Below are 25,853 nucleotides of genomic sequence, written 5' to 3' on the forward strand. Positions count from 1 at the left end.
AATCCGGGACACTCTGCGCAACTCGATGTGTGCCCGGGGAAAGGATGCGCCGTCATGCCGAAGGCCGCACCGCCCCGTTCCACCGGCCTCCCACTCGCCCGGCTGCTGACCTCGCTCGCCCCGCTCCTGCACGAATGGCTGCCCCGGCAGCGCTGGTTCGCCGGCAAGGGGCGGCCCGTCACGGACTTCGTCCTGCTCACCGCGACCGAGCTGCTGCCCGGCTTCCTGCACCTGCTGGTGCGCACCGAACACGCCCCGCTGCCGCTCCCCGCCGACGCCGCGCCGGTGCCCGCCGACTGCTACCAGCTCCTGATCGGGGTGCGCGACCAGTTGCCGCCCCGGCTCGCCCCCGCCCTGATCGGCCGGGCGGACAAGGGCCCGCTGGCCGGGCACACCGTGTACGACGCCCTCCAGGACCCGCAGTCCGCGGCCCTGCTCCTGGAGCGCCTGCGCACCCCGGGCACGGTGGGCCCGCTGTCCTTCGAACTCGACCCGGAGGTGAAGGTTCCGCCGGGTCTGGCACCGCGCCTGCTCGGCGTCGAGCAGTCCAACTCCTCGCTGGTGTACGGAGATACGTTCATCCTGAAGGTGTTCCGCCGGGTGCAGCCGGGTGTCAATCCCGACCTGGAACTGCCGTGGGCGCTGGCCCGCCAGGGCTGTGCGCGGGTGCCCGCCCCGGCGGCCTGGTTCCGCACCTCCCAGCCCCAGGACGCGACGCTCGGCGTGCTCCAGCCGTTCCTGCGCGGCGCCGACGACGGCTGGACCCTGGCGCTCGCCTCGCTCGCGGCGGGTCGCGCCTTCACACGGGAGGCGTACGAACTCGGGCGGGCCACCGCCGAGGTGCACCTCGCCCTCGCCGACGCGTTCACCCCGGTCACCCTCGGCCGCCCGCAGACGGCGCTGATCGCCGCCGCGATGGCCGAGCGCCTGGACGCCACCGCCCAGGCGGTGCCCGCGCTCGCACCGTACGTTCCGGGCCTGCGGGCCGCGTTCGAGGCGGTCGCAGCCCTCGACTCGGCGGGCACGGCCCAGCGCGTCCACGGCGATCTGCACCTGGGTCAGGCCCTGTGCCCCGCGGACGGGCCCTGGTCGGTGATCGACTTCGAGGGAGAGCCGGCCCGCCCGCTCGCCGAGCGCCGCCGCCCACAGCCCCCGGTCCGCGATGTCGCGGGCATGCTGCGCTCGTTCGACTACGCGTCCTGCTCGGCGCGCCCGCCGAACCCGCGCTGGGCCGCGGACTGCCGGGCCGCCTACTGCGCGGGCTATGCGGCATGCTCCGGCTCGGACCCGCGCGAGTCGCCCGAGCTGCTGCGCGCGTACGAGACCGACAAGGCGGTGTACGAGGTGCTCTACGAGGCCCGGCACCGCCCCGACTGGCTGCCCGTGCCGATGGCGGCCATCCGCCGCCTGGCCAGGGACTGAAGCTGTGAACTCGCCTGCACATGACGCCCCTTGAGGAGGCAGACCCCGTGACCCCCCGCCCCGCCCGCAGCTCCTCCGAATCCGCCCCGCGCACCATCGAGCCGGCCCCGGCGGCGAAGCCGGCCAAAGCGCCGCCCGCGCCGCGCCGGGCCGCGAGGCGCGGCGTCCGGCCCGCGCCCGCCCTGGCCGCCGCCGACCGGGGGCGCCTGCTCGCGGGCGGGCACCACGATCCGCACGCCCTGCTCGGCGCGCATCCGGTGCGCGGCGGGGTGGCGTTCCGGGCCCTGCGCCCGTACGCGCAGGCGGTGACGGTGCTCGGCAAGGGGCTGCGGGCCGAGCTGCACGACGACGGCGACGGGCTGTTCTCCGGGGTCCTTCCGCTGCGTGACATCCCGGACTACACCCTGCTCGTCACCTACGAGGACACCGAGATCGAGGTGCAGGACCCGTACCGCTTCCTGCCCTCGCTCGGCGACCTCGACCTGCATCTGATCGGCGAGGGCCGGCACGAGGAGCTGTGGACGGCGCTCGGCGCCCGCCCGATGGCCCATCAGGGCGTGACCGGCACCCGCTTCACGGTGTGGGCGCCGAACGCGCAAGGGGTCAGGGTCACGGGCGACTTCACCTACTGGGACGGCACCGCGCACCCCATGCGCTCGCTCGGCTCGACCGGGGTGTGGGAGCTGTTCCTGCCCGGGGTGGGAGACGGGGCCCTCTACAAGTTCGACATCATGCGCCCGGACGGCAGCCACACCGTGCGCGCCGACCCGATGGCCCGGCGCACCGAGGTGCCCCCGGCCAACGCCTCGATCGTCACCGAGTCGCACCACGTGTGGCGGGACGCGGACTGGATGGCCCGGCGGGCCGAGCGCCCGGTGCACGAGGCCCCGTTCTCGGTGTACGAGGTCCACCTGGCATCCTGGCGCCCACGCCTGACGTATCGTCAACTGGCGGACCAACTACCCGCCTACGTAAAGGACTTGGGCTTCACCCACGTGGAGTTCCTGCCCGTGGCGGAGCACCCCTTCGGCGGCTCGTGGGGCTACCAGGTGACAGGCTTCTACGCCCCGACGTCGCGCATGGGCACCCCGGACGACTTCCGCTTCCTCATCGACGCGCTGCACGAGGCGGGCATCGGGGTGCTGGTGGACTGGGTGCCGGCGCACTTCCCGAAGGACGACTGGGCGCTCGCGGAGTTCGACGGCCGGACGCTCTACGAGCACGAGGACCCGGCCCGCGCCGAGCACCCCGACTGGGGCACCCTCGAATTCGACTACGGCCGCAAGGAGGTCCGCAACTTCCTGGTCGCCAACGCGACGTACTGGTGCGAGGAGTTCCACGTGGACGGCCTCCGCGTGGACGCGGTGGCCTCGATGCTGTACCTGGACTACTCCCGCGAGCACGGCGAGTGGACCCCCAACGAGCACGGCGGCCGGGAGAACCTGGACGCGGTCGCCTTCCTCCAGGAGATGAACGCGACGGTGTACCGGCGCTGCCCCGGCGTCGTGACCGTCGCGGAGGAATCCACGGCGTGGGACGGCGTGACGCGGCCCACCGATCACGGGGGCCTGGGCTTCGGTCTGAAGTGGAACATGGGCTGGATGCACGATTCGCTGGGCTACGTCCAGCACGAGCCGGTGCACCGCAAGTACCACCACAGCGAGATGACGTTCTCGATGGTGTACGCGTACAGCGAGAACTACGTACTGCCGATCTCGCACGACGAGGTGGTCCACGGCAAGCGCGCCCTGGTCTCGAAGATGCCCGGCGACTGGTGGCAGCAGCGCGCCACCCACCGCGCCTACCTGGGCTTCATGTGGGCCCACCCCGGCAAGCAGCTCCTCTTCATGGGCCAGGAGTTCGCCCAGGGAGCGGAGTGGTCGGAGGGCCACGGCCCGGACTGGTGGCTCCTGGACCCGTCGTACAGCGCGGAATCGGACCACAGGGGCGTACGCGACCTGGTCCGCGACCTGAACGCGGTGTACGCGGCGGAACCGTCCCTGTGGGAGCGGGACACGGACCCGTCGGGCTTCACGTGGGTGGCGGGCGACGCGGCGGAGGACAACGTCTTCGCCTTCCTCCGCCACGACGCGGCGGGCACCCCTCTGCTCTCGGTGTCCAACTTCTCCCCGGTGGTGCGCGCGGAGTACCGCCTCGGGGTGCCGGAGTCGGTGGGAACGTGGGGGGAGGTCCTCAACACGGACGAGCTGCGGTACGGCGGCAGCGGGGTGGGCAACCCGGACCCCCTGAAGCCGGAGCCGGTGCCGTCACATGGCCGGCCGGTGTCTCTCTGCTTGACGCTGCCGCCGTTGGGGACGGTTTGGTTGCGGGGGGTCTGAGGGCGGGGGCCCGGGCTCCCATGACGAACCCCGCCCGGCCGTTCGCGGCAGGGGCGGGGTCGTGAGGGGGCGGCCGTCAGACCGCGAAGTCGGTCGCCCGGCTCACAGGCGGTCGGGGCCGCCCGAGCAACATCATTTACTGTTCACCCGAACCGGCCACGAACGAACGAGGGGGAAGCCAGAGATGTTCGCCGTGATCTACCGATGGAGCATCAAGCCGGACAAGGAGCAGCAGTTCGCCGACGGCTGGCACCGGGTGACCGAGGCGATCCACGCGCGGTGCGGGAGTTATGGGTCGCGGCTCCACCGGGCGGACGACGGTACGTGGGTCGCGTACGCGCGCTGGCCCGATGCCGCGAGCCGTGAGCGGTGTGCGATGCCTGATCCTGAGGGGGCCGCCATGATGAGCGACGCCATCGCCGAGCGGTTCCCCGAGACCCGGCTCCAGCTCGTCGACGACCTGCTCGCCGAGCCCAGCCAGACCCGATAGCCCCCCCCGGCGGCGGGCCCGAGCCCGGCGGCGGGCCCGAGCCCGCCGCCGGGCGGTCCGCGCCCGCTACGACCGCTTGAAACGCAGCGTCCGCAGTTCGAACGGCCGCAGGGTCACCTCCACCAGTCCCTCCGTCGGCTCCGGCTCCGCCAGCGGGCGTTCGAGGAGGTCCGTTGCCACCACGCCCTCCGTCGAGAAGCCCAGCGTCAGACTCGCCCTCGCGCGGCCCCCGTACGCCTCGTGGAAGCGGACCACCACGTCCCCGCTCCCGTCGTCCGCCAGCTTCACCGCCGTCACCACGACCGCGTCGTTGTCGACCACCACCAGGGGCTCGACCGGGCCCGCGCCGGGCAGGGTGCGCTCCGGGAGGTTCACCCCGTACCCCTCCCTCACCGCGTCCCCGATCGTCGCGCCCGGTACCAGCGCATGGCGGAAGCGGTGCAGGCCCTGGTCGGTTTCCGGGTCCGGGAAGCGCGGTGCCCGCAGCAGCGAGACCCGCAGGGTCGTCGTCGTGCCCGAGTCACCGGCGCGCACCGTGCGCGTCACATCGTGGCCGTACGTCGCATCCGTCACCACGGCCACACCCCAGCCCGGCTCCTCCAGGTGGACGAAGCGGTGGTTGCACGCCTCGAACTTCGCCGCCTCCCAGCTCGTGTTGGTGTGCGTCGCCCGGTAGAAGTGGCCGAACTGCGTCTCCGACGCGTACCGCTCCGCGTGCACATCCAGCGGGAACGCCAGCTTCAGGAACTTCTCCGTCTCGTGCCAGTCCACCTCTGTGTCGATGTCCAGGCGGGCGGAGCCCGGTGCCAGGGTCAGGGTCTGGGTGACCCTCGACGAACCGAACGTCCTCACCACCCGCACCGACGCGCCCTCCTCCCCCGGCGCCACCTCCTCCGCCTCCACCAGATCCGTCACCGTGTTGCGGTAGAACGCGTCCACGTCCCACGCGTCCCACATGTTCGGGAAGTCCGGGTGGATCTGCAGCAGGTTCGCCGGGCTGTCCGGCGCGATCGCCTCCCGGCCGGCGAGCATGTCGTACGCCGAGACCAGCAGACCCCGCTCGTCGATCTCCACTCGGAGCAGACCGTTGGACAGCACGAAGCCGCCGCCCGGGCGGGCGGACCGTTCGGAAGGGGCGTCTGCGACCGGGCTGGACGCCCCGCCCGCCGCCACCCCATGCCGTGCATGCGGGGCCGCGTTGAAGACCAGGGGCTCCGCGCCCTCGCCCGCCAATGCGCGCTGGGCCCTTTCGGTGATCGCCGTCAGTTCCGCGGCCACCGCCGCGTACGTCTTCTCCGCCTCCCTGTGCACCCACGCGATCGACGACCCCGGCAGGATGTCGTGGAACTGGTGCAGCAGTACCGTCTTCCAGATGCGTTCCAAGTCCGCGTAGGGATAGGTGAATTCCCCGGACCGCACCGCCGCCGTCGCCGACCACAGCTCGGCCTCGCGCAGCAGATGCTCGCTCCTGCGGTTGCCCTGCTTCGTCTTCGCCTGGCTCGTCAGGGTCGCCCGGTGCAGTTCCAGGTACAGCTCGCCCACCCACACGGGCGGGTTCGCGTACTCCGCCTCCGCCTTCTCGAAGAACTCCGCCGGGGTCTCCCAGACCACCTGCGCGCTGCCCTCCAGGCTCCTCAGCCTCGCCGCCTTCGCGATCATCTCGCGGGTGGTGCCGCCGCCCCCGTCGCCCCAGCCCGTCGGCGCGAGCGAGTGCCTGGCCACCCCCTTGTCCTTGAAGTTCTTGGCCGCGTGGGCGATCTCGCTGCCCTTCATGGCGCAGTTGTACGTGTCGACCGGCGGGAAGTGGGTGAAGATCCGGGTGCCGTCGATGCCCTCCCACTGGAAGGTGTGGTGCGGGAACTTGTTGGTCTGCGACCAGGAGATCTTCTGGGTGAGGAGCCACTTCGAGCCCGCCGCCTTGATGATCTGCGGCAGTCCGGCCGCGAACCCGAAGGTGTCGGGCAGCCATGCCTCGTCGTTCTCGACGCCGAACTCGTCGATGAAGAATCGCTTTCCGTGCACGAACTGCCGGGCCATCGCCTCCGAACCCGGCATGTTCGTGTCCGCCTCCACCCACATGCCGCCCGCCGGGACGAACCGGCCGTCCGCCACCGCCTTGACCACCTTCGCCCACACCTCCGGCCGGTGCTCCTTGATCCACGCCCACTGCTGGGCCTGCGACATCGAGAAGATGAACTCGGGCTCGTCGTCGAGGAGGGCCGTCATGTTGGACGTCGTACGCGCCACCTTGCGTACCGTCTCGCGCAACGGCCACAGCCACGCCGAGTCGATGTGCGCATGGCCCACCGCGCTGATCCGGTGCGCCGACGGCTCGGCGGGAGAGGACAGGACCCCGGTCAACTCCGAACGGGCCGCCCCCGCCGTGCCGTTCACGTCCTGGAGGTCGAGGGTGTCCAGCGCCCGGTCCACCGCGCGCAGGATGTCCCAGCGCCGCGCCGACTCGACGGGCAGCTCCTCCATCAGCTCGCCGAGCACCTCCAGGTCGATGACCAGCCGCCACACCGTCTCGTCGAAGACCGCGAGGTCCATCCGGGTCAGCTTGTAGAGCGGGTCCCGGTGCGACGTCTCGATGTCGCCCAGCTGCGTCGGCAGGAAGGGGTGGTAGTCGAGCAGCACCGGGTTCGAGGCCGCCTCGATGTGCAGGCGCACCTCTTCGCCGCCGTCCACCGGGGCTCCGACGCGCACCCACTGGTTGCGCGGGTTGAGGCCCTTCACCGGGGTGCCGTCGGGGCGGTAGACCAGGCCCTCGCACTGGAAGCCCGGCATGTTCTCGTCGAAGCCGAGGTCCAGGATCGCCTCCACCGACCTGCCCGCCCACTCCCGCGGTACGGTCCCGGTCACCCGGAACCAGCTGGTCCCCCAGGCCGGCCCCCACATGTCGCCGACCGCGACCGGCGTCACCGGAGCGGCCAGGCCCTCCTCCACCGGCACGGGCTCACCCGGCGCGTTCCAGACGGCGACATCGAGCGGCACCGACTCCGGGTACACGGCGGGGCGGATGCGCTCGTCCAGAACGCGCTTGAGGCGGGCTTCGACCAGGCCGCGGTCGTCATGCATGAGGGGACTCCGTTTCGGGGTGGGATGGGTCTACCAGGTGTGGACGGCCGGGGCCGGGCCGGACGCGGCGTACAGCTCGCCCACCGCCCGCACCTCGAAGCGCGCCGCCTTCTCGCCCTGCTCGCGCACCAGGCCCGGCACGTAGTAGGCGCTCTGACACGTGCCGCCGAGGAAGCGCCGGGTGCCGTCGGGGAGGAGCCGGTGCAGTTCGTAGTGACGTAGCGGGCCGGGCGCGGCGAGCCAGGTGAAACGCATGCCGTCCGACCCTGCGGTCACCTTCAACTCCCTGGGAGATACGGGTACTTGAGGACCATCGTGCACGGCGAGCGCGCCGAGTCGGTAGGCCAGCGCACCGGGCGCCGCAAGACGTACCCCTATCGCCCTCGCCGTGCCGGACACGCCGGTCAGGTGCAGGCGGGTCGTGGTCCATCCGCCCGCCTTCAGCGTGCCGGCCGGTAGGTAGCGGTACGGGTGAGGGGCGCCCGGCTTCGCCGGTTCGGCGGTCGCCACGGCCAGCTCGACGGTGACGTCCGCGTCGGCCCGGTGGGTGAGTTCCACGACCGTACGTTTCGACAGCGGCAGGCGCGTCGCGTACAGGTCCAGGGTGACCGGCGCGCCCGGACTTCCCGAGACGAGCACGCTGCTGCCGCCGCGCCACGCGTCCGCGAAGTCGAAGGCGACGGTGGGGTGTTGGCCGGATGTGCGGGTGACCCAGCGCCGGGACGGCAGCCGGTCCTGGAGGCCGAGATGGTTCCACTCGGCGGGCGACGTCACCTTGCCGGACTCGTACCAGCGCAGTCCGTGGCCCGTGTTGAAGGTCGTGGCGAAGGGCAGTGCGCCCACCGTCGAACGGTCGGCCACCGCCACGGCCGGAGCACGCCAGTCGGACCCGGCTTCGGGGCGCGACGGGTCGAGCGACGAGCCGGTCCAGAAGCGGTCGTCCGCCGCGTGGAAGTCGCCGGGAGTGCGGTTCGCGGGGAGGTGGCCGCGGGTCCACTCCGGGCGGTAGAAGCCGTACGACACGACATGCCGCCCCGCCGCCGGGACGATCGCGTCCCAGTCCACCGGCGAGTCCCAGCCGTTGGACTCCACGTCCACTCCGGCCCACAACGCGTAGCGGCTGCGGACAAGTTGCTCGGCCCTCGCGCCGGACGACGCCAGGGTTCCGGCCGTCCAGCGGAAGTCCAGGAACAGGGTGTCGGCGGCCTCGAAGAACGCCTGGTTTCGGCTGTTCAGCGCGCCCTGCCAGCTCACCGAGCCGTTCGCGGTCATCGCGTCGTACCAGGTGACGCGCTGCCCCCTGGCCGAGCCGAGCGCCTTGAGCTCCTTCACGAAGCCGAGCATGTCGGTGGCGAGCGCGGTGTTCCCGCCGTCGGTCTCGGCGTTGATGAACCACCCGTCGAAGCCGTACGCGGCAGCCACCGCGACAAGCCGGTCGGCCAGCGGGTAGCGGCCCGAGGCGTCCTTCTGAACCAGGTCGCGCGTCCACTGGAGCTGCCCGCCGTACGCGGCCGGAGGCAGGAAGACATTGCCCAGGACGCGTACGCCGTGCCGGTGGGCGGCGTCCACCACCGGCGCGTTCGGCGCGAGGATCAGGCCCTCGCCCGACGAGCCGCCCCAGAAGACCAGCTCGTCGATGTACGCCCAGTGCGTCAGCGCGTAGTAGTCGGCGGTGGGCGCGCCCTGCGAGGGGTTGGACGCGGTGGGGCCGAAGGAGACCAGGGACTGGATACGGGCCTCGCCCGCGCGGGCGGTCGGGTTCGCCGGGGTGGGGGTGAAGCGCCGGGCGAGCGGGACGGTGGCCGCGTTGAACGCCAGGTCGGCGTCGGTGGACTTCCGCCAGGACTTCAGGCTGCGCCATGTGATGCCCTCGCCGGGGCTGCCGGACGGCAGCGAATCGGGGTACCAGTAGGAGGCGTACGGCTGAACCGGCTTGTCGTTCGACGGAGTTGAGGCGTAGGCGGGCAGTGCCGGGGCGAGGGCTGCTGCCGCGCCGGCCAGAACCACGGCGCGTCTGGTGGGGTGAGGGTTCACGGGGTGCCTCCTGGCGGGAGCGTTACCGGACCTGGTCGGGGGTGACGACTTCGGTGATGCCGCGCGCGGCGAGGTGCGCCTTGTCGTCGGCCCGGGTGGCGAGGACGGTGGTGGGGCGGGCGCCGTCGGCGGTGAGCCGGAAGAACGCCTCGAAGACGGCGCCGCCGGGGGCGCACACCGAGCGGGCGGCCGGGTCGCCGGGGACCACGAGCGCCGCCGTACGGGGTGCGGGGGCGTAGGTGCGTACGCCGTCACGGAAGGCGGCGGCGGTCCGGGCCAGGACCTGGGCGGTGTCCTTGGGACGCCGGTCGTTGGTCAACAGGCCGAGGCCGTATTCGAGTTCGGGAAAGTCGGCGAGGTCGCGCGAGACGTCGTGGGAGCACCACCAGGTGATGCCCCACAGGTCGGGGCAGTCCAGGGCGTTCTCGACCGTGGCCTCGGTGAAGGCTGCGGCGTGCACGGGCGGCACGAGCGGGGCGGGGGCGCCGACCTCCTGGAGCCAGACCGGGCGGTGCGGGTCGTCCGCCCACGCCTTGGACAGCTCGACGAGGTAGGCGGCGTGGTGCTCGGTCGGTACGGAGATCCGGCCGTGCCGTTGCGCGGTGCCGTTGAAGACCCAGGAGTGCACGGCGGTCAGCGCGCCGCGCCGGGCCGCCTGGGCCGGGGTGAACGGCATGTCGTCCTGGTACCAGCACGCGTCGTACTCGGCATGCAGATGAAGCTTTCCGGGCGCCCCCTCTTCGCAGGCCGCCAGCATCCGCTCCAGCCAGACGTCGACCTCGGCCCGGGTGGCCCGGTCGGGATCGGGGTGCGGGCCCGCGGAGAACTGATTGACCTCGTTGCCCAGCGTCATGCCGATGAAGTTGGCCCGGTCGGCCAGCGCCGCGGCCAGAGTGCGCAGGTAGGCAGCCTGCCCGTCGGCGACCTCGGGGTCGGTGAACAGGTTGCGGCGGTGCCAGGTGCGGGTCCAGGCGGGCAGGAAGTCGAAACTCGACAGGTGCCCTTGCAGGCCGTCGACGTTGACGTCCAGGCCGCGTTCGGCGGCGGCGTCCGCGAGGTCGACCAGGTGCTCGACGGCGCGGGGCCTGATCAGGGTGCGGTTGGGCTGGAAGTAGGGCCAGAGCGGGAAGACCCGTACGTGGTCGAGGCCGAGCGCGGCGATCGAGTCGAGGTCGGCCCGCACCGCGTCCGGGTCGTAGTCGAGCCAGTGGTGGAACCAGCCTTGGCTGGGCGTGTAGTTGACGCCGAAGCGCGGGGCTGCCATGGGGTGAGCTCCAAGGTAGTTCTACGGAAAGGGAGTTGTCGGCATACCGAAGGGTTCAGCCCTTGACCGCGCCCTCGCCGACCCCGCGGAAGAAGAACCGCTGGAGGCAGGCGAACATCACGATCAGCGGGGCGACGGCGATGATGGTGCCCGCCGCGACGACGCGCTGGTTGTTGGAGAACGTGCCGTGCAGGAAGTTCAGGCCGACGGTCAGCGTGAAGTGGTCGGAGTCGGAGAGCACGATCAGCGGCCACAGGAAGTCGTCCCAGGCGCCCATGAAGGAGAAGATCGCGACGACCGCGAGCGTTCCCTTCACGGCGGGCAGCGCGATCCGGGTGAAGCGCTGCCACACATTGGCGCCGTCGACGACGGCCGCCTCTTCGATCTCGTACGGGATGTTGTCGAAGGCGTTGCGCATGAGCAGCACGTTCATCGCGCCGATGCAGCCGGGCAGCACCACGGCGACCAGGGTGTTGTTGAGTTCGAGCGAGCGCATCGTCGCGAACTGGGCCAGCATGATCGCTTCCATCGGCACCAGGAGGGCGAGTACGAAGACGATCCCGGCGGCGCCGCGGCCCTTGAAGCGGAGCCGGGAGAGCGCGTACCCGGCCATCGCGGCGCCGACCACGTTGGTCAGGACGTTGCTGAGCGCCACCTTCACGGAGTTCAGGATGAAGTCCCAGACCGGGATGATGTCCGCGACGCCCCGGTAGTTGGCGAAGGTGGGGTGCTCGGGCAGCAGCCGGGGCGGCGAGGTGTAGATGTCCTCGGTGGTGCCCTTGAGCGAGGTGGACAGCTGCCAGAGGAACGGCCCGATCATGATCAGCAGCACGATGACGAGGGCCGCGTACCGCAGGGCCGTGCGCCAGCGGGGGGCGCGGGTGCGGCGGGGTCCGGCGGCGGTGCGGGAATCGGCGGGTGCGGGGGCTTGGGCGACGGCGGCCATCAGTGAGTGTCCTTCCGGTCGGCCATCAGTCCTTGTCCTTACGGTCGGCCCGCAGGACGAGGAGCATCAGGACCAGGGTCAGCAGGAAGAGCACGATCGACATGGCGGAGGCGTAGCCGGTGCGGCCCTGGAGGCCGGTGCCGGCCCGCTGGATGAGCATGACGAGGGTGGTGTCGGCGCCGCCGGGGCCGCCGGTCGGTCCCGCGATCATGAAGACCTCGGTGAAGACCTTGAAGGCGGAGACCGAGGAGAGCGCGCCGACCAGGACCATCGTGGAGCGCACGGAGGGCATGGTGATGGAGAGGAAGCGGCGGATCGGCCCGGCCCCGTCGACCTCGGCGGCCTCGTGCAGTTCCCTGGGTACGTTCGCGAGCGCGGCCAAATAAATGATCATGTAGTAGCCGAGGCCCTTCCACACGGTCAGGGCCATGGAACTGAGCAGCAGCAGCCACTCGTTGGACAGGAACGGCACCGGGTCGACGCCCACCATGCGCAGGACGCCGTTGATGAAGCCGCGGTCGTCCAGCATCCACACCCACATCAGGGCGACGACCACGACGGACGCCACGACCGGCGTGTAGTACGCGGACCGGAAGAAGGCGATGCCGGGGATGTGCCGCTGCACGAGGAGCGCGAGCAGCAGCGGCAGGAAGACCAGGCAGGGCACGACCAGGACCACGTACAGCGCGCTGTTGCGCAGGGCGACCCAGAACTGGTCGTCGTGGACGAGCGCCGTGAAGTTGTCGAAGCCGACGAAGCTGCCGGTGGTCAGGGTGCGCGCGTCGGTGAACGACTTCCACACCGTGGCGAGGAACGGGTAGAGGTTGAAGGCGAGGGTGATCAGGAGCCCGGGCGCCAGGAACAGCCAGGGGCTGAAGGCCTTGTGGGTACGGGCCGTGGTGCGGCCCGCGCGCCGGCCGGGGGCGGCGGTGCGCGGGCGGCCCGCGGCCCCCTTCGCGGCGACGGTGGTGGTCGAGGTGCTCATGCCGTGCACCGCCGGGTCCGTGGGGAGGTGCTCGTCGCCGGCACCGAGGAGTGGTTCATTGTCTCGGTCCGCCGGGTCACTTCTGCTGGATCAGCTTGGTCATCTGGTTCGCCGCGCTGTCCAGGGCCTCCTTCGGGGACTCCTTGCCCTGGAGGCACTTGGCGATCTCGTTGCGCAGGATCGTCTTCATCTCGTCGCTGAACAGCACCGGCGTGTAGTTGACGGCGGTCGGCAGCATCCTGGCCGAGGCGACCCGGATCTTGCCCTCCTCCGTACTGTCGGCCCTGGTCCAGTAGTCCTTTTCGAGCGAGCCCTTGGTGCTGGGGAAGACGGCGACCCTGTGGCCGAAGTCCTCCTGGTTCTTCTGGTCGGTGACGAAGTGCGCGAAGGCGAGGGCGGTCGCGGCGTTCTTGCTCTGCGAGTTGACCGAGAGACCCTGCAGGTACATGTTCTGCTTGCCGGTGTTGGTCGGTACGTCGGTGATGCCGAGGCTGTCGTAGAGCGTCGGGGCGTTCTTCTTGAAGGTCTCCAGGTCGTGGGCGCTGCCCGGGTTCATGGCGACCTCCTGCTGAAGGAACTTCTGCCCGGCCGTCTCGGCGGTGAGCGTCAGCGCCTGCTTGTGCAGCCCGCCCTCCTTGAACATCTCCTGGTACTTGGTCAGGAACTCGACGCCCTTGGCGTCGTTGAAGGTGAACTTCGCCCCGTCCTTGCTCATGATGTCGACGCCGTAGCGCCCGAAGTCCTCGACGGTCGGCGGCTGAGCGAGGGTGGCCTTGCCCTTCTTCGCCAACTGGGCGGCGTCCGCGAAGAGTTCGTCGAAGGTCTTCGGCGCCTTGTCGGGGTCGAGGCCGGCGTCCTTGAACATGGTCTTGTTGTAGAAGAGCGGGCCGGTGTTGAGGTACCAGGGGAAGGCGTACGAGCCGTCGAGCCCCGGCATGTCGAAGCCCTGCCAGGCGCCGTCCAGGTACTCGGGCCTGAACTTGGCGGCGACCTTGTCCTTGTCCAGGTTGAGCAGGGTGCCCACCTTCGCGAGGGGATAGGCGAGGTCCGGGGAGAGGTTCACGACATCGGGGAGGGTGCCGGCGGTGGCGTCGGCGCTCAGCTTGTCGGCGTAGTTGTCGGCGGGCTGGTCGACCCACTTGACCTTGGTGCCGGGGTTCGCCTTCTCGAAGTCCTTGATGACGCCTTCGAAGTAGTCCTTGAAGTTGGCGCGGAGGTTCCAGGTCTGGAACTTGATCTCGCCCTCGACCTTCCCGTCGGTGGCCGAACCCTTGCCGCTCCCGCCGCCCCCGCACGCGGTGAGCACGGTGAGCGAGAGGGCCGCGCCGAGCCCGACGGCCGTCCGGATCGCGACACTGCGATGAATGGACATGAGTGGCTGACTCCTTCGCCTCGTCCCGATGACGTTGCCGCACACCATGCAGCGCGCATTAATTGGACGTCAATGGCGAATAAGTGAGCCGATTTGCTAAACCAACAGGTCAGCAGAGCTAAAAAGGACTAAAGTCCCGAATATTTGGCGCCCACTAACGCGGTTTAGAAGCGATCAACTAAACCGTGTTACTTGCGCGTTGCTACGGCTACCATCGGCCCATGAGCGAGACCGAAAGCGATGCGCCGCCGCCCCGCCGTCCGACCATGAAAGACGTGGCCAGAGAGGCCGGCGTCTCCACCAGCGCGGTCTCCTTCGCGCTCAACAACCGCCCCGGGGTGTCCGATTCGACCCGCCGCCGGGTCATACGGGTCGCGGACCGGCTCGGCTGGCGGCCGAGCTCCGCCGCGCGTGCGCTCTCCGGCGAGAACGCGGGCGCGATCGGGCTGGTCCTGGCCCGCCCGGCGGACAGCCTGGGCGGGGAGTCGTTCTTCCTCCAGCTCGTCTCGGGCATCCAGGCGAGCCTCGCGCCGCGCGACCAGGCGCTGGTGTTCCAGATGGTGGACGACGTCCAGGCGGAGTGCGAGCTGTACCGGCGCTGGTGGGCGCAGCGGCGGGTCGACGGGGTGATCGTGGTCGACCCCCGGGTGTCGGACCCGCGCCCCGAGACCCTGGCGGTACTCGGCCTGCCGGCCGTGATCATCGGCGGGATGGAGGCGCCGGGGAACCCAGGTGCGCCCCAACTCCCGCGCCAGGCACGGCTTTCCAACATCTGGGCCGACGACTCGGGCGCGATGGACCTGATCGTCCGGCACCTGTACGCACTGGGCCACCGCCGCATCGGCCACATCGCGGGCACGCCGGGCTTCGCCCATACGGCCCGCAGGATCGCGTCGCTGCGGGCGGCGGGGCGACGGCTGGGCCTGGAACAGGCGGTGTCGGTGACGACGGACTTCACGGACCGCCAGGGGGCGAAGGCGGCGCGGCGGCTGTTCTCGGCCCCGGCCCCGCCCACCGCCCTCATCTGCGACAACGAGGTGATGGCGGTGGCGGCGGTCAGCGTCGCCGCCGAGCGGGGCCTGCACATCCCGCGGGACGTGTCGGTGGTGTCCTGGGAGGACTCGGTGATCTGCCACACGCTGCACCCCCAACTCACCGCGCTGGTACGGAAGGCGGACGCGTTCGGAGAGCGGGCGGCGTCCGAGCTGCTGGCCCTGCTGGACGGGGGTGCGGCTCGGCAGGTGCAGGACCCGCTGCCGCGCCTCCAGCCCCGCGAAAGCACGGGCGCGCCTCCCGCCTAGGAGTTCGGGCCCACCCCTCGGTCCCGCGCCAGCCGCCGGTCCCACGGATGCCCCAACTCCGCGTGGCGGTAGGCGAGTTCCACCCAGCGCGCGGCCAGCACCCGGCTGTCCGCCGCGACGACCTCCACGGCCAGCAGCTTGATCAGCGCGCACTCGGCGCATGCCCCGGGATCGACCGCCCCCGGCCGCGGCCGCGTGAACTCCGCGAGCTCCCCGGCCTCCAGATTCAGACCGGTGCCCGCGCCGTGCGGGTGGCCGCGGATGATGTGGGTCGCCTGGCGCACGGCGACGGGGCTCCCCGTCATGTGCGCACCGGCCCGCGCGCCGCTGGCCGCCCGGCAGATGTCGCACCCCGGCACGGGCAGCGCTTCGGGCGACGGCACGGGCGACCCTCCAGGCCCCAACCCCCCTTGCAATCCGGCCAGTACGGCCCTGAGCACGTCTGGACTGGGCGCCTCGTGAGCTCCCCGGTTCGTGAACACCGATGACTCCCCTCCGTAGCGAATCGACTACCGACGGGAGTGAGCGTGGCCTAGAGTGGGGCAGTCTTCAACTTGCGTGGTTTGCTCGGAGAGTTGGGAGCCCCGATGGTGAATCGCAGGGAGTTGGACCCCGATCGGTCACCCGGCGCGCGCTTCGGCCAGCGCCTACGCGCCTTACGGGACGAACGCGGCTGGACACAGGATGAGTTGGGCGAGCGCATGGGGTTCTCCGGAACTCACATTTCCGCCGTCGAAACCAATCGTCGGCCGCCAACTCCTCGCTTCGCGGCAAGCGCTGACAAAGCGCTGGGTACCGGTGATCAGCTCGAACGACAGGGCCGGGCCGTGTGGCACACCGCGATCCTGGAAGGGTTCCCGGAGTACGTCGCCCAAGAGGTGCGTGCGGCTGAGATGCGCCTCTTCGAGTTGGGAATCATCCCGGGGCTGCTCCAGACACCCGAGTACGCCGCCGCCATCACCACGGGCGCCGTGCGGCGCGGGGCGATCACAGAACATCAGGCCAGAGAACGGCTGTCGCTCCTGGCTCGGAGGCAGGCGTCCCTGGACCGGTCTCCCGCTCCCCTGGTGTACGTGGTGCTCGACGAAAGCTGCGTACGGCGCACGGTGGGCGGACCCCGCGTCATGAGAGCTCAACTGGAGAGGCTCATCGAGTTCGCCGAACTGCCCTCGACCGTATTGCAGGTGGCTCCTTACGACCTTGGCGAACGGCGTGCCTTCGACCTGCCTGTAACACTGCTGACCCTGCCGGACCGGGCCCATGTCGCGTACGCGGAGTCCGCTCAACAGGGCCGTCTGGAGCGCGATATGCGGTTCGTACAGCCCCTGTTGACGGCCTACCATCAGATGCAGGCTGAAGCACTGTCGCAGGCGGCATCCGTGGCCGTGATCGAAGAGGCACGAAAGGGCACACCGTGACGACCAACACCCCTCAGTGGTTCACATCCTCTTACAGCAGCAACGGCGGCCAGTGCGTCGAGGTCGCCGCCAACCTCGCCGGCTCGCACGGCGTGGTTCCCGTCCGGGACAGCAAGAGCCCGGACGGACCGACACTCACCCTCTCCGTGGCGGCCTTCACCGCGCTCATAGAGTTCACCAAGCGTGCCGGCGCCTAGCCGCGCCCGCGCGCACTGAGCCCCGCCGCTCCAGGCCTTCGGAGCGGCGGGGCATTTTTCCGGCTAGGGCTCCAACACGCGGAGTGCGTACGGCAGTTCGCCCGTGTGCAGCACTCCCAGCCGCTGCGTCGCCCGGGTCAGTGCGACATACAGGTCGCTCAGGCCGTACTCCCCCGGCTCCACGACCAGCACCGCGTCGAACTCCAGGCCCTTCGCCTGGCGGGGGTCCAGGAGGACGACCTCGCTCGTCAGGTCGGGGACGGGGCCGAAGGGCGCGTCGGGCAGGGCTTCGCGGAGTGCGGCATGCAGCGGGGCCGGGGCGATGACCGCCAGGCGGCCCGTGCCCCGGGAGGACGACACGGCCTCCGCCACCGCCGGGGCCAGCGCGTCGGGGGTGACGCGCCGGGCCCAGGGGCGTACCCCGGTGGAGCGGACGGAGCTCGGCGGGACGAAGGAGGGGTCGGCGTCCCGCAGCACCTCGGCCGCGACCGCCATGATCTCGGACGGGGTGCGGTAGTTGACGCCGAGCCGTACGTGCTCCCAGTTCCCCTCCGCGACGTACGGCGAGAGGATCCGCTCCCACGAGCCCACGCCTGCCGCGTCCGCGGTCTGCGCCGGGTCGCCGACCAGCGTCATCGAACGGATCGGGCAGCGTCGCATCAGCAGCCGCCAGGCCATCGCCGACAGCTCCTGCGCCTCGTCGACGATGATGTGGCCGAACGCCCACGTGCGGTCCGCCGCGGCCCGCTCGGCCGCACTGCGGTGGTCGGCCTCCTCGTGCCGCTCCGCCATCCGCTCGGCGTCGATGATGTTGTGCGCCGCGAGCACCTCGGACTCCTCGTCCTCGAACTCGTACGACTCCGAGCCCGCCGAGAGGTCGAGCACGCCCTGCGCGTAGGCGATCCGCTCCTGGCGCTCGGCCTCGGCGGCGGCTCGCGCCGCGCTGTCGTCCTCGCCCAGGATTTCGGCCGCCTCGTCGAGCAGCGGCACATCACCCGGTGTCCACTCGCCGCCCTCCCGCCGGATCAACTTGGCATCCGCGTCCGGGAGATGGGACGGGTCGCGGAGGAAGTCCGCCACGAAATCCTGCGGCGTCAGTTTCGGCCACAGCTCCTCTATCGCCGCGTGCACCTCGCGGCTCGTCGCGATCTCCTTGCCCATCTGGGCCGCGTCGTCGGGGCCGAGCAGGTTCGGGCCACCGAACGGGTCCGCGCCGATCCGCTCGACCAGTTGCGCCGTGAGCGCGTCGATGATGTGGAACGCGAAGTGCGGCCGCGCCAGGTTGTGCGGAAGCCCGCTCTCGCGCGCCCGCCACCTCGCGTCCTCGGCCATCGCCCGGTCGAGCTGGATCGTGCCGTATCCCTCGTGCTCGATCTCGATGGCCCACTCGGGCACGGTCTGGCGGTCGCGTACGGCCGCGGCGAGCACCTCGGCCATGGCGGCGCGGCCCTTGACCTCGGCCGCCTCGGGGGTGTCGGTGCCGGTCGCGTGGACGCCGGGGAACAGCTCGGACATCGTCGACAGGAGCACCCCGGTCTCGCCGAGCGAGGGCAGCACGTCGCCGATGTAGCCGAGGAAGGCCGGGTTGGGCCCCACGATGAGCACGGCCCTCCGGGCGAGCAACTCCCGGTATTCGTACAGGAGATACGCCGCCCGGTGCAGCGCGACCACGGTCTTGCCGGTGCCGGGGCCGCCCTCGACGACGAGCACCCCGCGGTGCGGGGCCCGGATGATGCGGTCCTGCTCGGCCTGGATGGTCTGCACGATGTCGTGCATCCGGCCGGTGCGGGCGGCGTCAAGGGCGGCGAGCAGCACCTCGTCGGCGTTGGCGCCCTCGTGCCCGGTGCGCTCCGCGTCCGTCAGGTCCAGGAGTTCGTCGTGCAGCGCGGTGACGGTGCGGCCCTCGGTGGTGATGTGCCGCCTGCGCCGCAATCCCATCGGTGAATGCCCGGTGGCGAGGTAGAACGGGCGGGCCACTTCGGCGCGCCAGTCGATCACCAGCGGAGTGCGCTCCCGGTCATTCCTGCGGATTCCGATACGTCCGACGTGATGCGCCCTGCCGTCCTGGAAATCCAGCCTCCCGAAGCACAGCCCGTTCTCGCCCGCGTTGAGCGCGCCGAGCAGCCCGGACTGCTCGGCGACCATCACATCCCGTTCGAGCCGGGCCTGAAGACCCGTACCGACCTGCGACAACGCCGACTGCACCGCGACCTCGGCCTGGTCCCGCAGCTCGTCGAGTCGGGCGTAGAGGTCGGTGATGAATTGCTGTTCCTTCCGAAATTCCTCGGTTGACAATTCCACTCCTGACGCGATACAGTGCTTCCATAAGGCTTCTTCGTGACTTCATTATGCGAAATCGCGAAACACCTAATATACGCAAGGAAATGCCCCGGGTGTCAATTCACCCGGGGCATTTTCTTTGACCACGTCGTCGGCGTCGGCGCGCGTCAGATCACGTCTTCGAGCTCCTGCAGCAGCCGCCGCTTGGGCCGCGCGCCCACCATCGACTTCACCGGCTCCCCGTCGACGAAGACCATGAGCGTGGGCATCGACAGGACTCCGTACTTCGTCGTCGTCTCCGGGTTCGTGTCCACATCGAGCTGGACGATCTTCAGCCGGTCCGCCTCCTCGGCCGCCAGCGCACTCAGCACGGGGGCGATCTGCCGGCACGGCGGGCACCAGTCCGCCGTGAACTCCACCAGAACCGGAAGCGCGGCCCCCATCACCGCGTCGGCGAAGGTCTCGTCCGTGACCTCGTCCACACCTTCCGCCTTGATCATGACATCGTCCCTTCGATCGCCTTGTCCGCGCTCAACTCGCAGCGCGGCTCCGGACCGCCCGGAGTCTCCGCCGCCGCCATCACCTCGGCCCGCGCCAGCTCCGCGCCGACCTGCGCGCGCACGGCACCGAGCTCGCCGATCAGCGCGTCGAGCTCGGCCAGCTTGCGGCGGTACACCGCGAGCGACGCCGGACAGGTGTCCCCCGCCGGATGGCCGGCCCGCAGGCAGTCCACGAACGGACGGGTCTCCTCCAGCTCGAACCCGAAGTCCTGGAGGGTTCTGATCTGCTGGAGCAGCCGCAGGTCGGCCTCGTCGTACGACCGGTAGCCGTTGTCGGTGCGCCGCGCGGCGAGCAGGCCGCGCGACTCGTAGTACCGGAGCGTGCGGGTCGTCGTGCCCGCCCGTGCCGCAAGTTCGCCGATGCGCATGACAACGAACGTAAGCCTTGACGTCGGCGTCAAGGCAAGGGGAGCAACGAGGAGCCGGGGGCGACTCGGCCCCGTACCGAGGGCCGGTCCTCCCGGGGCGGCTCAGTCCCGTACCGGTGGCAGCAGCGGCTTGCCCTCGCGGCCGCCCACCGGTGACGAAAGGACGATCGACGTGGTCGTGCGGCCGAGGGCGGAGGTCTGCTCCAGGATCTGCTCCAGGTGGATCGTGTCGGCGACGGCGACCTTGATGATCCAGCAGTCCTCCCCGACCACGTGGTGCACCTCGATGACCTCGGGCCGCTCCATCAGCTCCAGGGTCCTGGGGTGCTTGAGGTTGTAGCCGCCGTGCGGGCTGACCCGGATGAAGGCCTGGATGCCGTAGCCGAGCCGGGCCGGGTCGACCCGCGCCCCGTACCCGGTGATCGCCCCGCTCGCCTCCAGCCTGCGCAGCCGCTCGGTGACCGCGGCCGGGCTCAGCCGGACCCGTCGGCCCAGCTCGCTGAGCTTGATCCGGCCCTCCCGCTGGACCACTTCGAGGAGCTGCCGGTCGACCTGATCGAAGCCCCCTGACGAATCGTTGGCGACGGCGCGCGAATGCCGTGGTTCTTTCGGTACGGCCGCGAGATCTCCCATGTTTCCCCCTTCAGTCCCCGGGCCGTCAACGTAACACTGGTACCCGGGAAAACCGCAGGTGGGAAGGAGCTTGAGGACATGCGCGAGGTACTGGTCATCGGGGGCAACCGCTACTTCGGGAAGCGGCTCATCGCGCGGCTGCTCTCGGCCGGCGACCGGGTGACGGTCCTGAACCGGGGCTCGGCGCCACCCCCACCGGGCGCACTCCAGTTGATCGCCGACCGCGACGACGAAGCGTCCCTTGCGGCCGCGCTCGGCGGGCGCACCTTCGACGTGGTGGTCGACCAGGTCTGCTACACCCCGCGCCAGGCGGCGATCGCCCGCCGCGTCTTCACCGGCCGCACCGCGCGCTACGTCATGACGTCGACGGTCGAGGTGTACGAGTACGAGGACTCCGCGGATCCGGTCGGCGAGGATGTCCTGGACCCCGCCACGGTCATCGTGACGCCCCAACTCCCCTGGCATGAGCCGGAGTTCGTCGCCGAGCACTACGGCGAGGGCAAGCGGCAGGCCGAGGCGGTGTTCGCCGCGGGCCCGGACTTCCCGTACGTCGCGGTGCGGGTGGCGCATGTGCTGGGCGGAGCCGACGACTTCACCGGGCGGCTCGCCCACTACGCGGACCGGATCCGCAGCGGCGAGCCGGTCGCGGTGCCGGCGACGAACCGTCCGGCGACGTACATCGACGTCGAGGAGATCGCGGAGTTCCTGTTCTGGGTGACCCGGCAGGACTTCACCGGGCCCGTGAACGCCGCCTCGCACGGGCCGCTGACCACCGAGGACATCGTGGCGGCGGTCGCGGCCGCACTGGGCGGCGACCACCGGGCCGTGCGGTACCGGCCGGTGGAGGTCGGCGCGGTCTCGCCGTTCTCCTTCGCCCGCTCGTACGGAATGGACACCGCCCGAGCCGAGTCGCTCGGCTTCGCTTTCTCGCACACCGAGAGCTGGCTGCCGCGCGCGGTGGCCGAGACCATGGGAGCCAACTGACATGCGGACACGCACACTTGGACCGTACGAGGTCGGCGCGGTCGGCTACGGCGCGATGCCGCTGTCGATCGAGGGGCGGCCCGACGGGGCGCGGGCCGTCGCCACCGTGCACGCCGCCCTCGACGCGGGCGTCACGCTCATCGACACCGCCGACTCCTACTACGCGCCCGGCGGCGAGCCGGGCCACAACGAGCTCCTCGTCGCCCGCGCCCTGGCCTCGTACGGCGGGGCCACCGACCACGTCCTGGTCGCGACCAAGGGCGGCCGGGGTCGCACCGGCGACGGCGGCTGGACGGTGAACGGCGACCCGGGGCATCTGCGGCGGGCCGCCGAGGGCTCGCTGAAGCGGCTCGGCGTCGAGGCGCTCGGCCTCTTCCAGCTGCACAAGCCGGACCCGGACGTCCCGTTCGCCGAATCCCTGGGCGCACTGCGGGAGTTGGCCGAGGAGGGCAAGGTCCGCGCGGTCGGCATCTCGAACGCGGACACCGGCCAGATCCGGGAGGCTCGGTCGATTCTGGGCGACCTGCTCGTCTCCGTACAGAACCGCTACTCGCCCGCCGTACGCGACGGCGAGCCCGAGCTGCGGCTCTGCGCCGAGCTCGGGCTCGCCTATCTGCCGTGGAGCCCGCTGGGCGGGATCTCGCGCAGCGCCCTTGACGGTCCGGGCGGTCCGGAGGCCCGGTCGGCGTTCCATACGGTGGCCGAAGCGCGGGGCGTCAGCCCTCAACAGGTGGCGCTGGCCTGGCTGTTGACGCTGTCGCCGACGCTGATCCCGATCCCGGGGGCCAGCCGCCCCGCGTCGATACGGGATTCGGCGGGGGCGGCCGATCTCGTACTGACCGGGGAGGAGCTGGCGCTGCTGCCCTGAGCGGTCAGACCGACAGGGCCTCGCGCTCCTGCTGCTGCGCAGCCTCGCCGTCCTGCTGGGCGTCGCCCTTGCCGCGGCGCGGCAGCAGGAAGGCGACCAGGACGGTTCCCACGCCCAGGATCACCGCGCCGATGAGGCTGGTGTGGGCGACCGCGTCGGAGAAGGCGGAGCCGACCGCGTGGCTCATCTGCTGGGCACCCGCGCCGAGTTGCTCGGCCTGGGCCTTCAGCTGGGCGGCCTGCTGCGGGGTTGTGGCGTGCAGGGCCTGGGCGCCGAGCTGCTTGGCCTGTTCGCCGATGCCCTGGGCGACGGCGTATCCGGCGCCCACCGAGTCCTGCGCGGTGGCGAGGGCGGAGGCGGGCAGCTTGGAGCCGGCGGTCGCGTCCGCGAGGTGCGAGGAGTACGAGCTCGCGAGCACCGAGCCGAGGATGGCGATGCCGAGGGATCCGCCGAGTTCGAGCGAGGTGTCGTTGACGGCGCCGCCGACACCGAGCTCGGCCTCCGGGAAGGCGCCCATGATCGCGTCGGTGCAGGGCGACAGGGCGAGCCCGATGGCGACACCGAGGATGATCAGCGGGGCGAGGAAGTCGCCGTACCCGGAACCGGCGTCGACCCGGGTGAGCAGCGCGAGGGCGACGGTTCCGGCGACCATGCCGGCGGTGACCGTGACCTTCATGCCGAGCCGCGGGGTGAGGAACCCGGTGAGCGCGGAGCCCACGAAGACCGCGCCGGCCAGCGGCAGCATGCGGATGCCGGTCTCCAGGGGGGTGTAGCCGAGCACGAACTGGAGGTGCTGGGTGAGGTAGTAGAAGGCGCCGAACACCGCGAGGAAGAAGAGCGCGACGGCGAGCAGCGAGCCGGAGAACATGCGGTGCGCGAAGCGGCGTACGTCCAGGACGGGCCGCGGGTGGCGCAGCTCCCACAGCACGAAGAGCACGAAGCCGAGCCCGGCGACGACGGCGCCGGATATCGCCTTGGCGTCCCAGCCGAAGTGCGGGCCCTGGATGATCATGTAGACGAGCGCGCCGACGGAGACGACGGAGAGCAGCCCGCCGACGTAGTCGATGCGGTCGTGGTGGGCGGCCTTCGACGGCGGTACGAGGACGAACGCGCCCACGACCGCGAGCAGCGCGATCGGCACGTTGATCAGGAACGTGGAGGCCCAGCCGTGGTTCTCCAGAAGCGCCCCGGCGACCAGCGGACCGGCAGCGATGGCAATACCGGCGGTCGCGGTCCACAGCAGAATCGCCTTGGCGCGCTCCGCGCGCGGGAACGTCGAGGCGAGCAGCGACAGCGTCGCCGGCATGATCAGCGCGGCACCGACACCCATGACGGCGCGGGACGCGATGACGCCGGTGGAGCTGTCCACGAGCGATCCGGCCACGGACGCGCCCGCGAAGACGAGCAGTCCGAGCACGAGCGCGCCGCGCCGGCTGTACTTGTCGCCGATCGCGCCGAGCAGCAGCATCAGCGCGGCGTACGGGACGGTGTAGCCGTCGATGACCCACTGGAGGTCGGAGCTGCTGAGCCCGAGGTCCTTGGTCATGTCGGGCGCGGCCACGGTGAGGGCGGTGTTCGCCATCACGATGATCAGCAGGCTGAGGCAGAGCACGAGCAGCGCCCACCAGCGCCGCCGGTAGGGCGCCCCCATCTTCTCGACGGGCTCCTTGATGACGAGACCCACGACGTCTCACCCTTCCTCGGTCTTGCTTCCCCGGGAGGTCTGGTGTCCCCCCGGGCCCCACAGGGGCAGATCTACTTGCACACTGCTGTGCAACTACACACTGGTGTGCAATTTACGCCGCTGCACGCCGCTGTGCAAAATGGGGGCGTGACCACTACCCCTGCCGCCCCCTCCGGGGGCCGCGCCGACGCGAACCGCCGCCGCATCATGGAGGTGGCCTTCGCCGAGCTGGTCCGTGACCCGGACGCGTCGATGGACCAGATCGCCCGGGCGGCCGGTGTCGTACGGCGCACGGTGTACGGGCACTTCCCCAGCCGGGACGCGCTGATCGCGGCACTGGTGGACGAGGCGGCGGAGACCGTCGCGGACGCGCACCGCGAGGGCCGCGAGGGCGTCACCGACCCGGCCGAGGCGCTGGCCCGGGCCACCCTCGCGGTGTGGGCGATCGCCGACCGCTACCGGCTCCTGGTGGCCCTTGCCCAGCGCAGCGTCACGATGGCGGGCATCAAGCAGCGCCTGGCCCCGGTGCGCAAGGAGTGCGTGGACCTGCTCCAACTGGGCCTGCGTGAAGGCGTGTTCACCTCCCCCCTCCCCCCGGCCGCCCTTGCCTATGTGCACGAGCAGTCCCTGTTCGGGCTGATGGAGGCGGTCAACGAGGGCGCCCTGCCCGCCTCGGAAGCGGGCCGCTCGGCGGCGACGACCCTGCTGCTCTCGGCGGGGGTCCCGGCGGGACGCACGGCGGAGGTAGTGGCGGCGGCGCTCAGGCGGTGACCACGCCCCCTCGAAGGGGCGGCCCCGGCCCGGGAAGGGCATGGGGCAGCGGGCGTTTTCCGGCTGCGGCGTCGGTGTCGACGAGGGCGAGCGGCCGCACCGCTCCACCGTCTTTCAGGCTCCACTGAATCTGTAGCGCCCGCGTAGCCCGTGAGGTCAGAGTGACGGCAGGTCAATTGCCGCTCCCCTCACGGAGGTTCAGAATGCGCCGTCGTACCACTCTGAGCATGACCGCCGCCGCGGCGCTCACGCTCGCCGCCCTGGCCGCCGCCCCGGCCCAGGCCGCCCCGGCCGACAAGGCGCAGGTGCTCGCCTCCTTCACACAGACCAGCGCGACCAGCTCGGACGCCTTCCAGGCCGCCCGCAACGACCAGTCCCGCTGGTCCGCGTACGGCTTCGACTGGTCGACGGACTACTGCTCGGATTCCCCCGACAACCCCTTCGGCTTCCCTTTTAAGCTGTCATGTGCACGCCATGACTTCGGTCACCGCAACTACAAGGCGGCGGGCCAGTTCCCCGCCAACAAGGCCCGTATCGACAGCGCCCTGTACGAGGACCTGAAGCGCGTCTGCGCCGCGTACAGCGGCGCGAAGAAGACGTCGTGCAACGCGACGGCGTGGACGTACTACGAAGCAGTGAAAAACCTCGGCAGCTGATTCCCTCTCGCTGTGCGCACACCCACCCCGTCCGGGCCGCCTCATGGCGGCCCGGACGTCCGGCGTTCAGCCCGCCGTCGCCGCCCTTCGGAGCACGCGGCCGCCGGGGCTCGGGGAGCGGGGCCTCCCGTCCGGTCCGGCCCACGGAAGCAGTCGCCCTACCGTAGACAGCGGCAACGCCACCGACACGTAGACCGCAGTCA

22 protein-coding genes are annotated in these 25,853 nt (G+C 71.0%); 10 read left to right on the plus strand and 12 right to left on the minus strand.

Going from position 1 to position 25,853, the window contains the following annotated elements:
- Nucleotides 1–54: 54 nt before the first annotated feature.
- The 3 genes from ABD346_RS20285 (at nt 55) to ABD346_RS20295 (ending at nt 4,251) form a co-directional block, all read left to right on the plus strand.
- On the plus strand, nt 55–1,422 hold the full coding sequence (locus ABD346_RS20285) for a maltokinase N-terminal cap-like domain-containing protein (protein ID WP_344376619.1): 1,368 nt from the start codon (nt 55–57) through the stop codon (nt 1,420–1,422).
- A gap of 20 nt (nt 1,423–1,442) precedes the next feature.
- Complete coding sequence (gene glgB, locus ABD346_RS20290) at nt 1,443–3,761, plus strand: 1,4-alpha-glucan branching enzyme (protein WP_425583006.1); 2,319 nt, start codon at nt 1,443–1,445, stop codon at nt 3,759–3,761.
- A 184-nt stretch (nt 3,762–3,945) separates the two neighbouring features.
- Nucleotides 3,946–4,251, plus strand: a complete 306-nt coding sequence (locus ABD346_RS20295; protein WP_344376621.1) for a putative quinol monooxygenase — start codon at nt 3,946–3,948, stop codon at nt 4,249–4,251.
- Between the two features lie 66 nt (nt 4,252–4,317).
- On the opposite strand, the gene ABD346_RS20300 is transcribed toward ABD346_RS20295, so the two are convergent.
- The 6 genes from ABD346_RS20300 to ABD346_RS20325 all read right to left on the minus strand — a co-directional run bounded on the left by ABD346_RS20300 (nt 4,318) and on the right by ABD346_RS20325 (nt 13,930).
- Nucleotides 4,318–7,329 carry an alpha-mannosidase gene (locus ABD346_RS20300; RefSeq protein WP_344376622.1) on the minus strand — a complete coding sequence of 1,004 codons (3,012 nt, stop codon included), beginning with the start codon at nt 7,327–7,329 and terminating at the stop codon, nt 4,318–4,320.
- Between the two features lie 30 nt (nt 7,330–7,359).
- Complete coding sequence (locus ABD346_RS20305) at nt 7,360–9,363, minus strand: endo-beta-N-acetylglucosaminidase (protein WP_344376624.1); 2,004 nt, start codon at nt 9,361–9,363, stop codon at nt 7,360–7,362.
- Nucleotides 9,364–9,385: 22 nt separating this feature from the next.
- On the minus strand, nt 9,386–10,627 hold the full coding sequence (locus ABD346_RS20310) for a glycoside hydrolase 5 family protein (protein ID WP_344376626.1): 1,242 nt from the start codon (nt 10,625–10,627) through the stop codon (nt 9,386–9,388).
- Between the two features lie 55 nt (nt 10,628–10,682).
- Nucleotides 10,683–11,573: a carbohydrate ABC transporter permease gene (locus ABD346_RS20315; RefSeq protein WP_344376627.1), complete on the minus strand. Its 891-nt coding sequence runs from the start codon at nt 11,571–11,573 to the stop codon at nt 10,683–10,685.
- 25 nt (nt 11,574–11,598) lie between these two features.
- A complete protein-coding gene (locus tag ABD346_RS20320) occupies nt 11,599–12,558 on the minus strand; it encodes a carbohydrate ABC transporter permease (RefSeq protein WP_344376628.1) in 960 nt (319 codons plus the stop codon).
- A 76-nt stretch (nt 12,559–12,634) separates the two neighbouring features.
- Entirely contained in the window at nt 12,635–13,930 is a 1,296-nt protein-coding gene (locus ABD346_RS20325; protein ID WP_344376629.1) for an ABC transporter substrate-binding protein, read from the minus strand.
- Nucleotides 13,931–14,151: 221 nt separating this feature from the next.
- Here ABD346_RS20325 and ABD346_RS20330 point away from each other — a divergent pair, with 221 nt between their 5' ends.
- On the plus strand, nt 14,152–15,231 hold the full coding sequence (locus ABD346_RS20330) for a LacI family DNA-binding transcriptional regulator (protein WP_344376630.1): 1,080 nt from the start codon (nt 14,152–14,154) through the stop codon (nt 15,229–15,231).
- Here the strand turns inward: ABD346_RS20330 and ABD346_RS20335 are convergent.
- Nucleotides 15,228–15,614 (minus strand): hypothetical protein, encoded by a 387-nt coding sequence (locus ABD346_RS20335; protein ID WP_344376632.1) that lies wholly within the window; start codon nt 15,612–15,614, stop codon nt 15,228–15,230. The genes ABD346_RS20330 and ABD346_RS20335 overlap by 4 nt on opposite strands.
- A gap of 204 nt (nt 15,615–15,818) precedes the next feature.
- On the opposite strand from ABD346_RS20335, the gene ABD346_RS20340 reads away from it, so the two are divergent.
- The gene (locus ABD346_RS20340; protein WP_344376635.1) at nt 15,819–16,649 is read left to right on the plus strand and encodes a helix-turn-helix domain-containing protein; all 831 of its coding nucleotides are present in this window, start codon (nt 15,819–15,821) and stop codon (nt 16,647–16,649) included.
- Nucleotides 16,646–16,846 (plus strand): DUF397 domain-containing protein, encoded by a 201-nt coding sequence (locus ABD346_RS20345; protein WP_344376636.1) that lies wholly within the window; start codon nt 16,646–16,648, stop codon nt 16,844–16,846. Before ABD346_RS20340 ends, ABD346_RS20345 begins: the two co-directional genes overlap by 4 nt.
- A 63-nt stretch (nt 16,847–16,909) precedes the next feature.
- On the opposite strand, the gene ABD346_RS20350 is transcribed toward ABD346_RS20345, so the two are convergent.
- The 4 genes from ABD346_RS20350 to ABD346_RS20365 all read right to left on the minus strand — a co-directional run bounded on the left by ABD346_RS20350 (nt 16,910) and on the right by ABD346_RS20365 (nt 20,687).
- Nucleotides 16,910–19,141 (minus strand): HelD family protein, encoded by a 2,232-nt coding sequence (locus ABD346_RS20350; protein ID WP_344376638.1) that lies wholly within the window; start codon nt 19,139–19,141, stop codon nt 16,910–16,912.
- 152 nt (nt 19,142–19,293) lie between these two features.
- A complete protein-coding gene (gene trxA, locus ABD346_RS20355) occupies nt 19,294–19,626 on the minus strand; it encodes a thioredoxin (RefSeq protein WP_344376639.1) in 333 nt (110 codons plus the stop codon).
- Nucleotides 19,623–20,054: a MerR family transcriptional regulator gene (locus ABD346_RS20360; protein ID WP_344376642.1), complete on the minus strand. Its 432-nt coding sequence runs from the start codon at nt 20,052–20,054 to the stop codon at nt 19,623–19,625. The genes trxA and ABD346_RS20360 overlap by 4 nt, the downstream gene beginning before the upstream one ends.
- 102 nt (nt 20,055–20,156) lie before the next feature.
- Nucleotides 20,157–20,687, minus strand: a complete 531-nt coding sequence (locus ABD346_RS20365; protein WP_344376643.1) for an Lrp/AsnC family transcriptional regulator — start codon at nt 20,685–20,687, stop codon at nt 20,157–20,159.
- A gap of 78 nt (nt 20,688–20,765) precedes the next feature.
- On the opposite strand from ABD346_RS20365, the gene ABD346_RS20370 reads away from it, so the two are divergent.
- Both ABD346_RS20370 and ABD346_RS20375 read left to right on the plus strand, forming a co-directional pair.
- Nucleotides 20,766–21,671, plus strand: a complete 906-nt coding sequence (locus ABD346_RS20370; protein WP_344376645.1) for an NAD-dependent epimerase/dehydratase family protein — start codon at nt 20,766–20,768, stop codon at nt 21,669–21,671.
- Between the two features lies 1 nt (nt 21,672).
- On the plus strand, nt 21,673–22,539 hold the full coding sequence (locus ABD346_RS20375) for an aldo/keto reductase (protein ID WP_344376646.1): 867 nt from the start codon (nt 21,673–21,675) through the stop codon (nt 22,537–22,539).
- Between the two features lie 4 nt (nt 22,540–22,543).
- Here ABD346_RS20375 and ABD346_RS20380 read toward each other — a convergent pair whose 3' ends face one another.
- The gene (locus ABD346_RS20380) at nt 22,544–24,223 is read right to left on the minus strand and encodes an MFS transporter (protein ID WP_344376647.1); all 1,680 of its coding nucleotides are present in this window, start codon (nt 24,221–24,223) and stop codon (nt 22,544–22,546) included.
- Nucleotides 24,224–24,430: 207 nt separating this feature from the next.
- Between ABD346_RS20380 and ABD346_RS20385 the strand changes: the two genes are divergently transcribed.
- Nucleotides 24,431–24,994, plus strand: a complete 564-nt coding sequence (locus tag ABD346_RS20385) for a TetR/AcrR family transcriptional regulator (RefSeq protein WP_344376751.1) — start codon at nt 24,431–24,433, stop codon at nt 24,992–24,994.
- 203 nt (nt 24,995–25,197) lie between these two features.
- Nucleotides 25,198–25,650, plus strand: coding sequence for a phospholipase (locus tag ABD346_RS20390; protein WP_344376648.1), 453 nt, complete (start codon nt 25,198–25,200; stop codon nt 25,648–25,650).
- The last annotated feature ends 203 nt before the right edge of the window (nt 25,651–25,853 follow it).

It is taken from the genome of Streptomyces mauvecolor (assembly GCF_039532965.1).
Lineage (GTDB): Bacteria > Actinomycetota > Actinomycetes > Streptomycetales > Streptomycetaceae > Streptomyces > Streptomyces violascens.

What these genes read in the sequence shown, in the direction of transcription:
- ABD346_RS20285 (WP_344376619.1), top strand. Translation starts at nt 55, where the DNA reads ATGCCGAAGGCCGCACCGCCCCGTTCCACCGGCCTCCCACTCGCCCGG.
- glgB (WP_425583006.1), top strand. Translation starts at nt 1,443, where the DNA reads ATGACGCCCCTTGAGGAGGCAGACCCCGTGACCCCCCGCCCCGCCCGC.
- ABD346_RS20295 (WP_344376621.1), top strand. Translation starts at nt 3,946, where the DNA reads ATGTTCGCCGTGATCTACCGATGGAGCATCAAGCCGGACAAGGAGCAG.
- ABD346_RS20300 (WP_344376622.1), bottom strand. Translation starts at nt 7,329, where the DNA reads ATGCATGACGACCGCGGCCTGGTCGAAGCCCGCCTCAAGCGCGTTCTG.
- ABD346_RS20310 (WP_344376626.1), bottom strand. Translation starts at nt 10,627, where the DNA reads ATGGCAGCCCCGCGCTTCGGCGTCAACTACACGCCCAGCCAAGGCTGG.
- ABD346_RS20315 (WP_344376627.1), bottom strand. Translation starts at nt 11,573, where the DNA reads ATGGCCGCCGTCGCCCAAGCCCCCGCACCCGCCGATTCCCGCACCGCC.
- ABD346_RS20320 (WP_344376628.1), bottom strand. Translation starts at nt 12,558, where the DNA reads ATGAGCACCTCGACCACCACCGTCGCCGCGAAGGGGGCCGCGGGCCGC.
- ABD346_RS20325 (WP_344376629.1), bottom strand. Translation starts at nt 13,930, where the DNA reads ATGTCCATTCATCGCAGTGTCGCGATCCGGACGGCCGTCGGGCTCGGC.
- ABD346_RS20330 (WP_344376630.1), top strand. Translation starts at nt 14,152, where the DNA reads ATGAGCGAGACCGAAAGCGATGCGCCGCCGCCCCGCCGTCCGACCATG.
- ABD346_RS20340 (WP_344376635.1), top strand. Translation starts at nt 15,819, where the DNA reads ATGGTGAATCGCAGGGAGTTGGACCCCGATCGGTCACCCGGCGCGCGC.
- trxA (WP_344376639.1), bottom strand. Translation starts at nt 19,626, where the DNA reads ATGATCAAGGCGGAAGGTGTGGACGAGGTCACGGACGAGACCTTCGCC.
- ABD346_RS20360 (WP_344376642.1), bottom strand. Translation starts at nt 20,054, where the DNA reads ATGCGCATCGGCGAACTTGCGGCACGGGCGGGCACGACGACCCGCACG.
- ABD346_RS20365 (WP_344376643.1), bottom strand. Translation starts at nt 20,687, where the DNA reads ATGGGAGATCTCGCGGCCGTACCGAAAGAACCACGGCATTCGCGCGCC.
- ABD346_RS20370 (WP_344376645.1), top strand. Translation starts at nt 20,766, where the DNA reads ATGCGCGAGGTACTGGTCATCGGGGGCAACCGCTACTTCGGGAAGCGG.
- ABD346_RS20375 (WP_344376646.1), top strand. Translation starts at nt 21,673, where the DNA reads ATGCGGACACGCACACTTGGACCGTACGAGGTCGGCGCGGTCGGCTAC.
- ABD346_RS20385 (WP_344376751.1), top strand. Translation starts at nt 24,431, where the DNA reads ATGGAGGTGGCCTTCGCCGAGCTGGTCCGTGACCCGGACGCGTCGATG.
- ABD346_RS20390 (WP_344376648.1), top strand. Translation starts at nt 25,198, where the DNA reads ATGCGCCGTCGTACCACTCTGAGCATGACCGCCGCCGCGGCGCTCACG.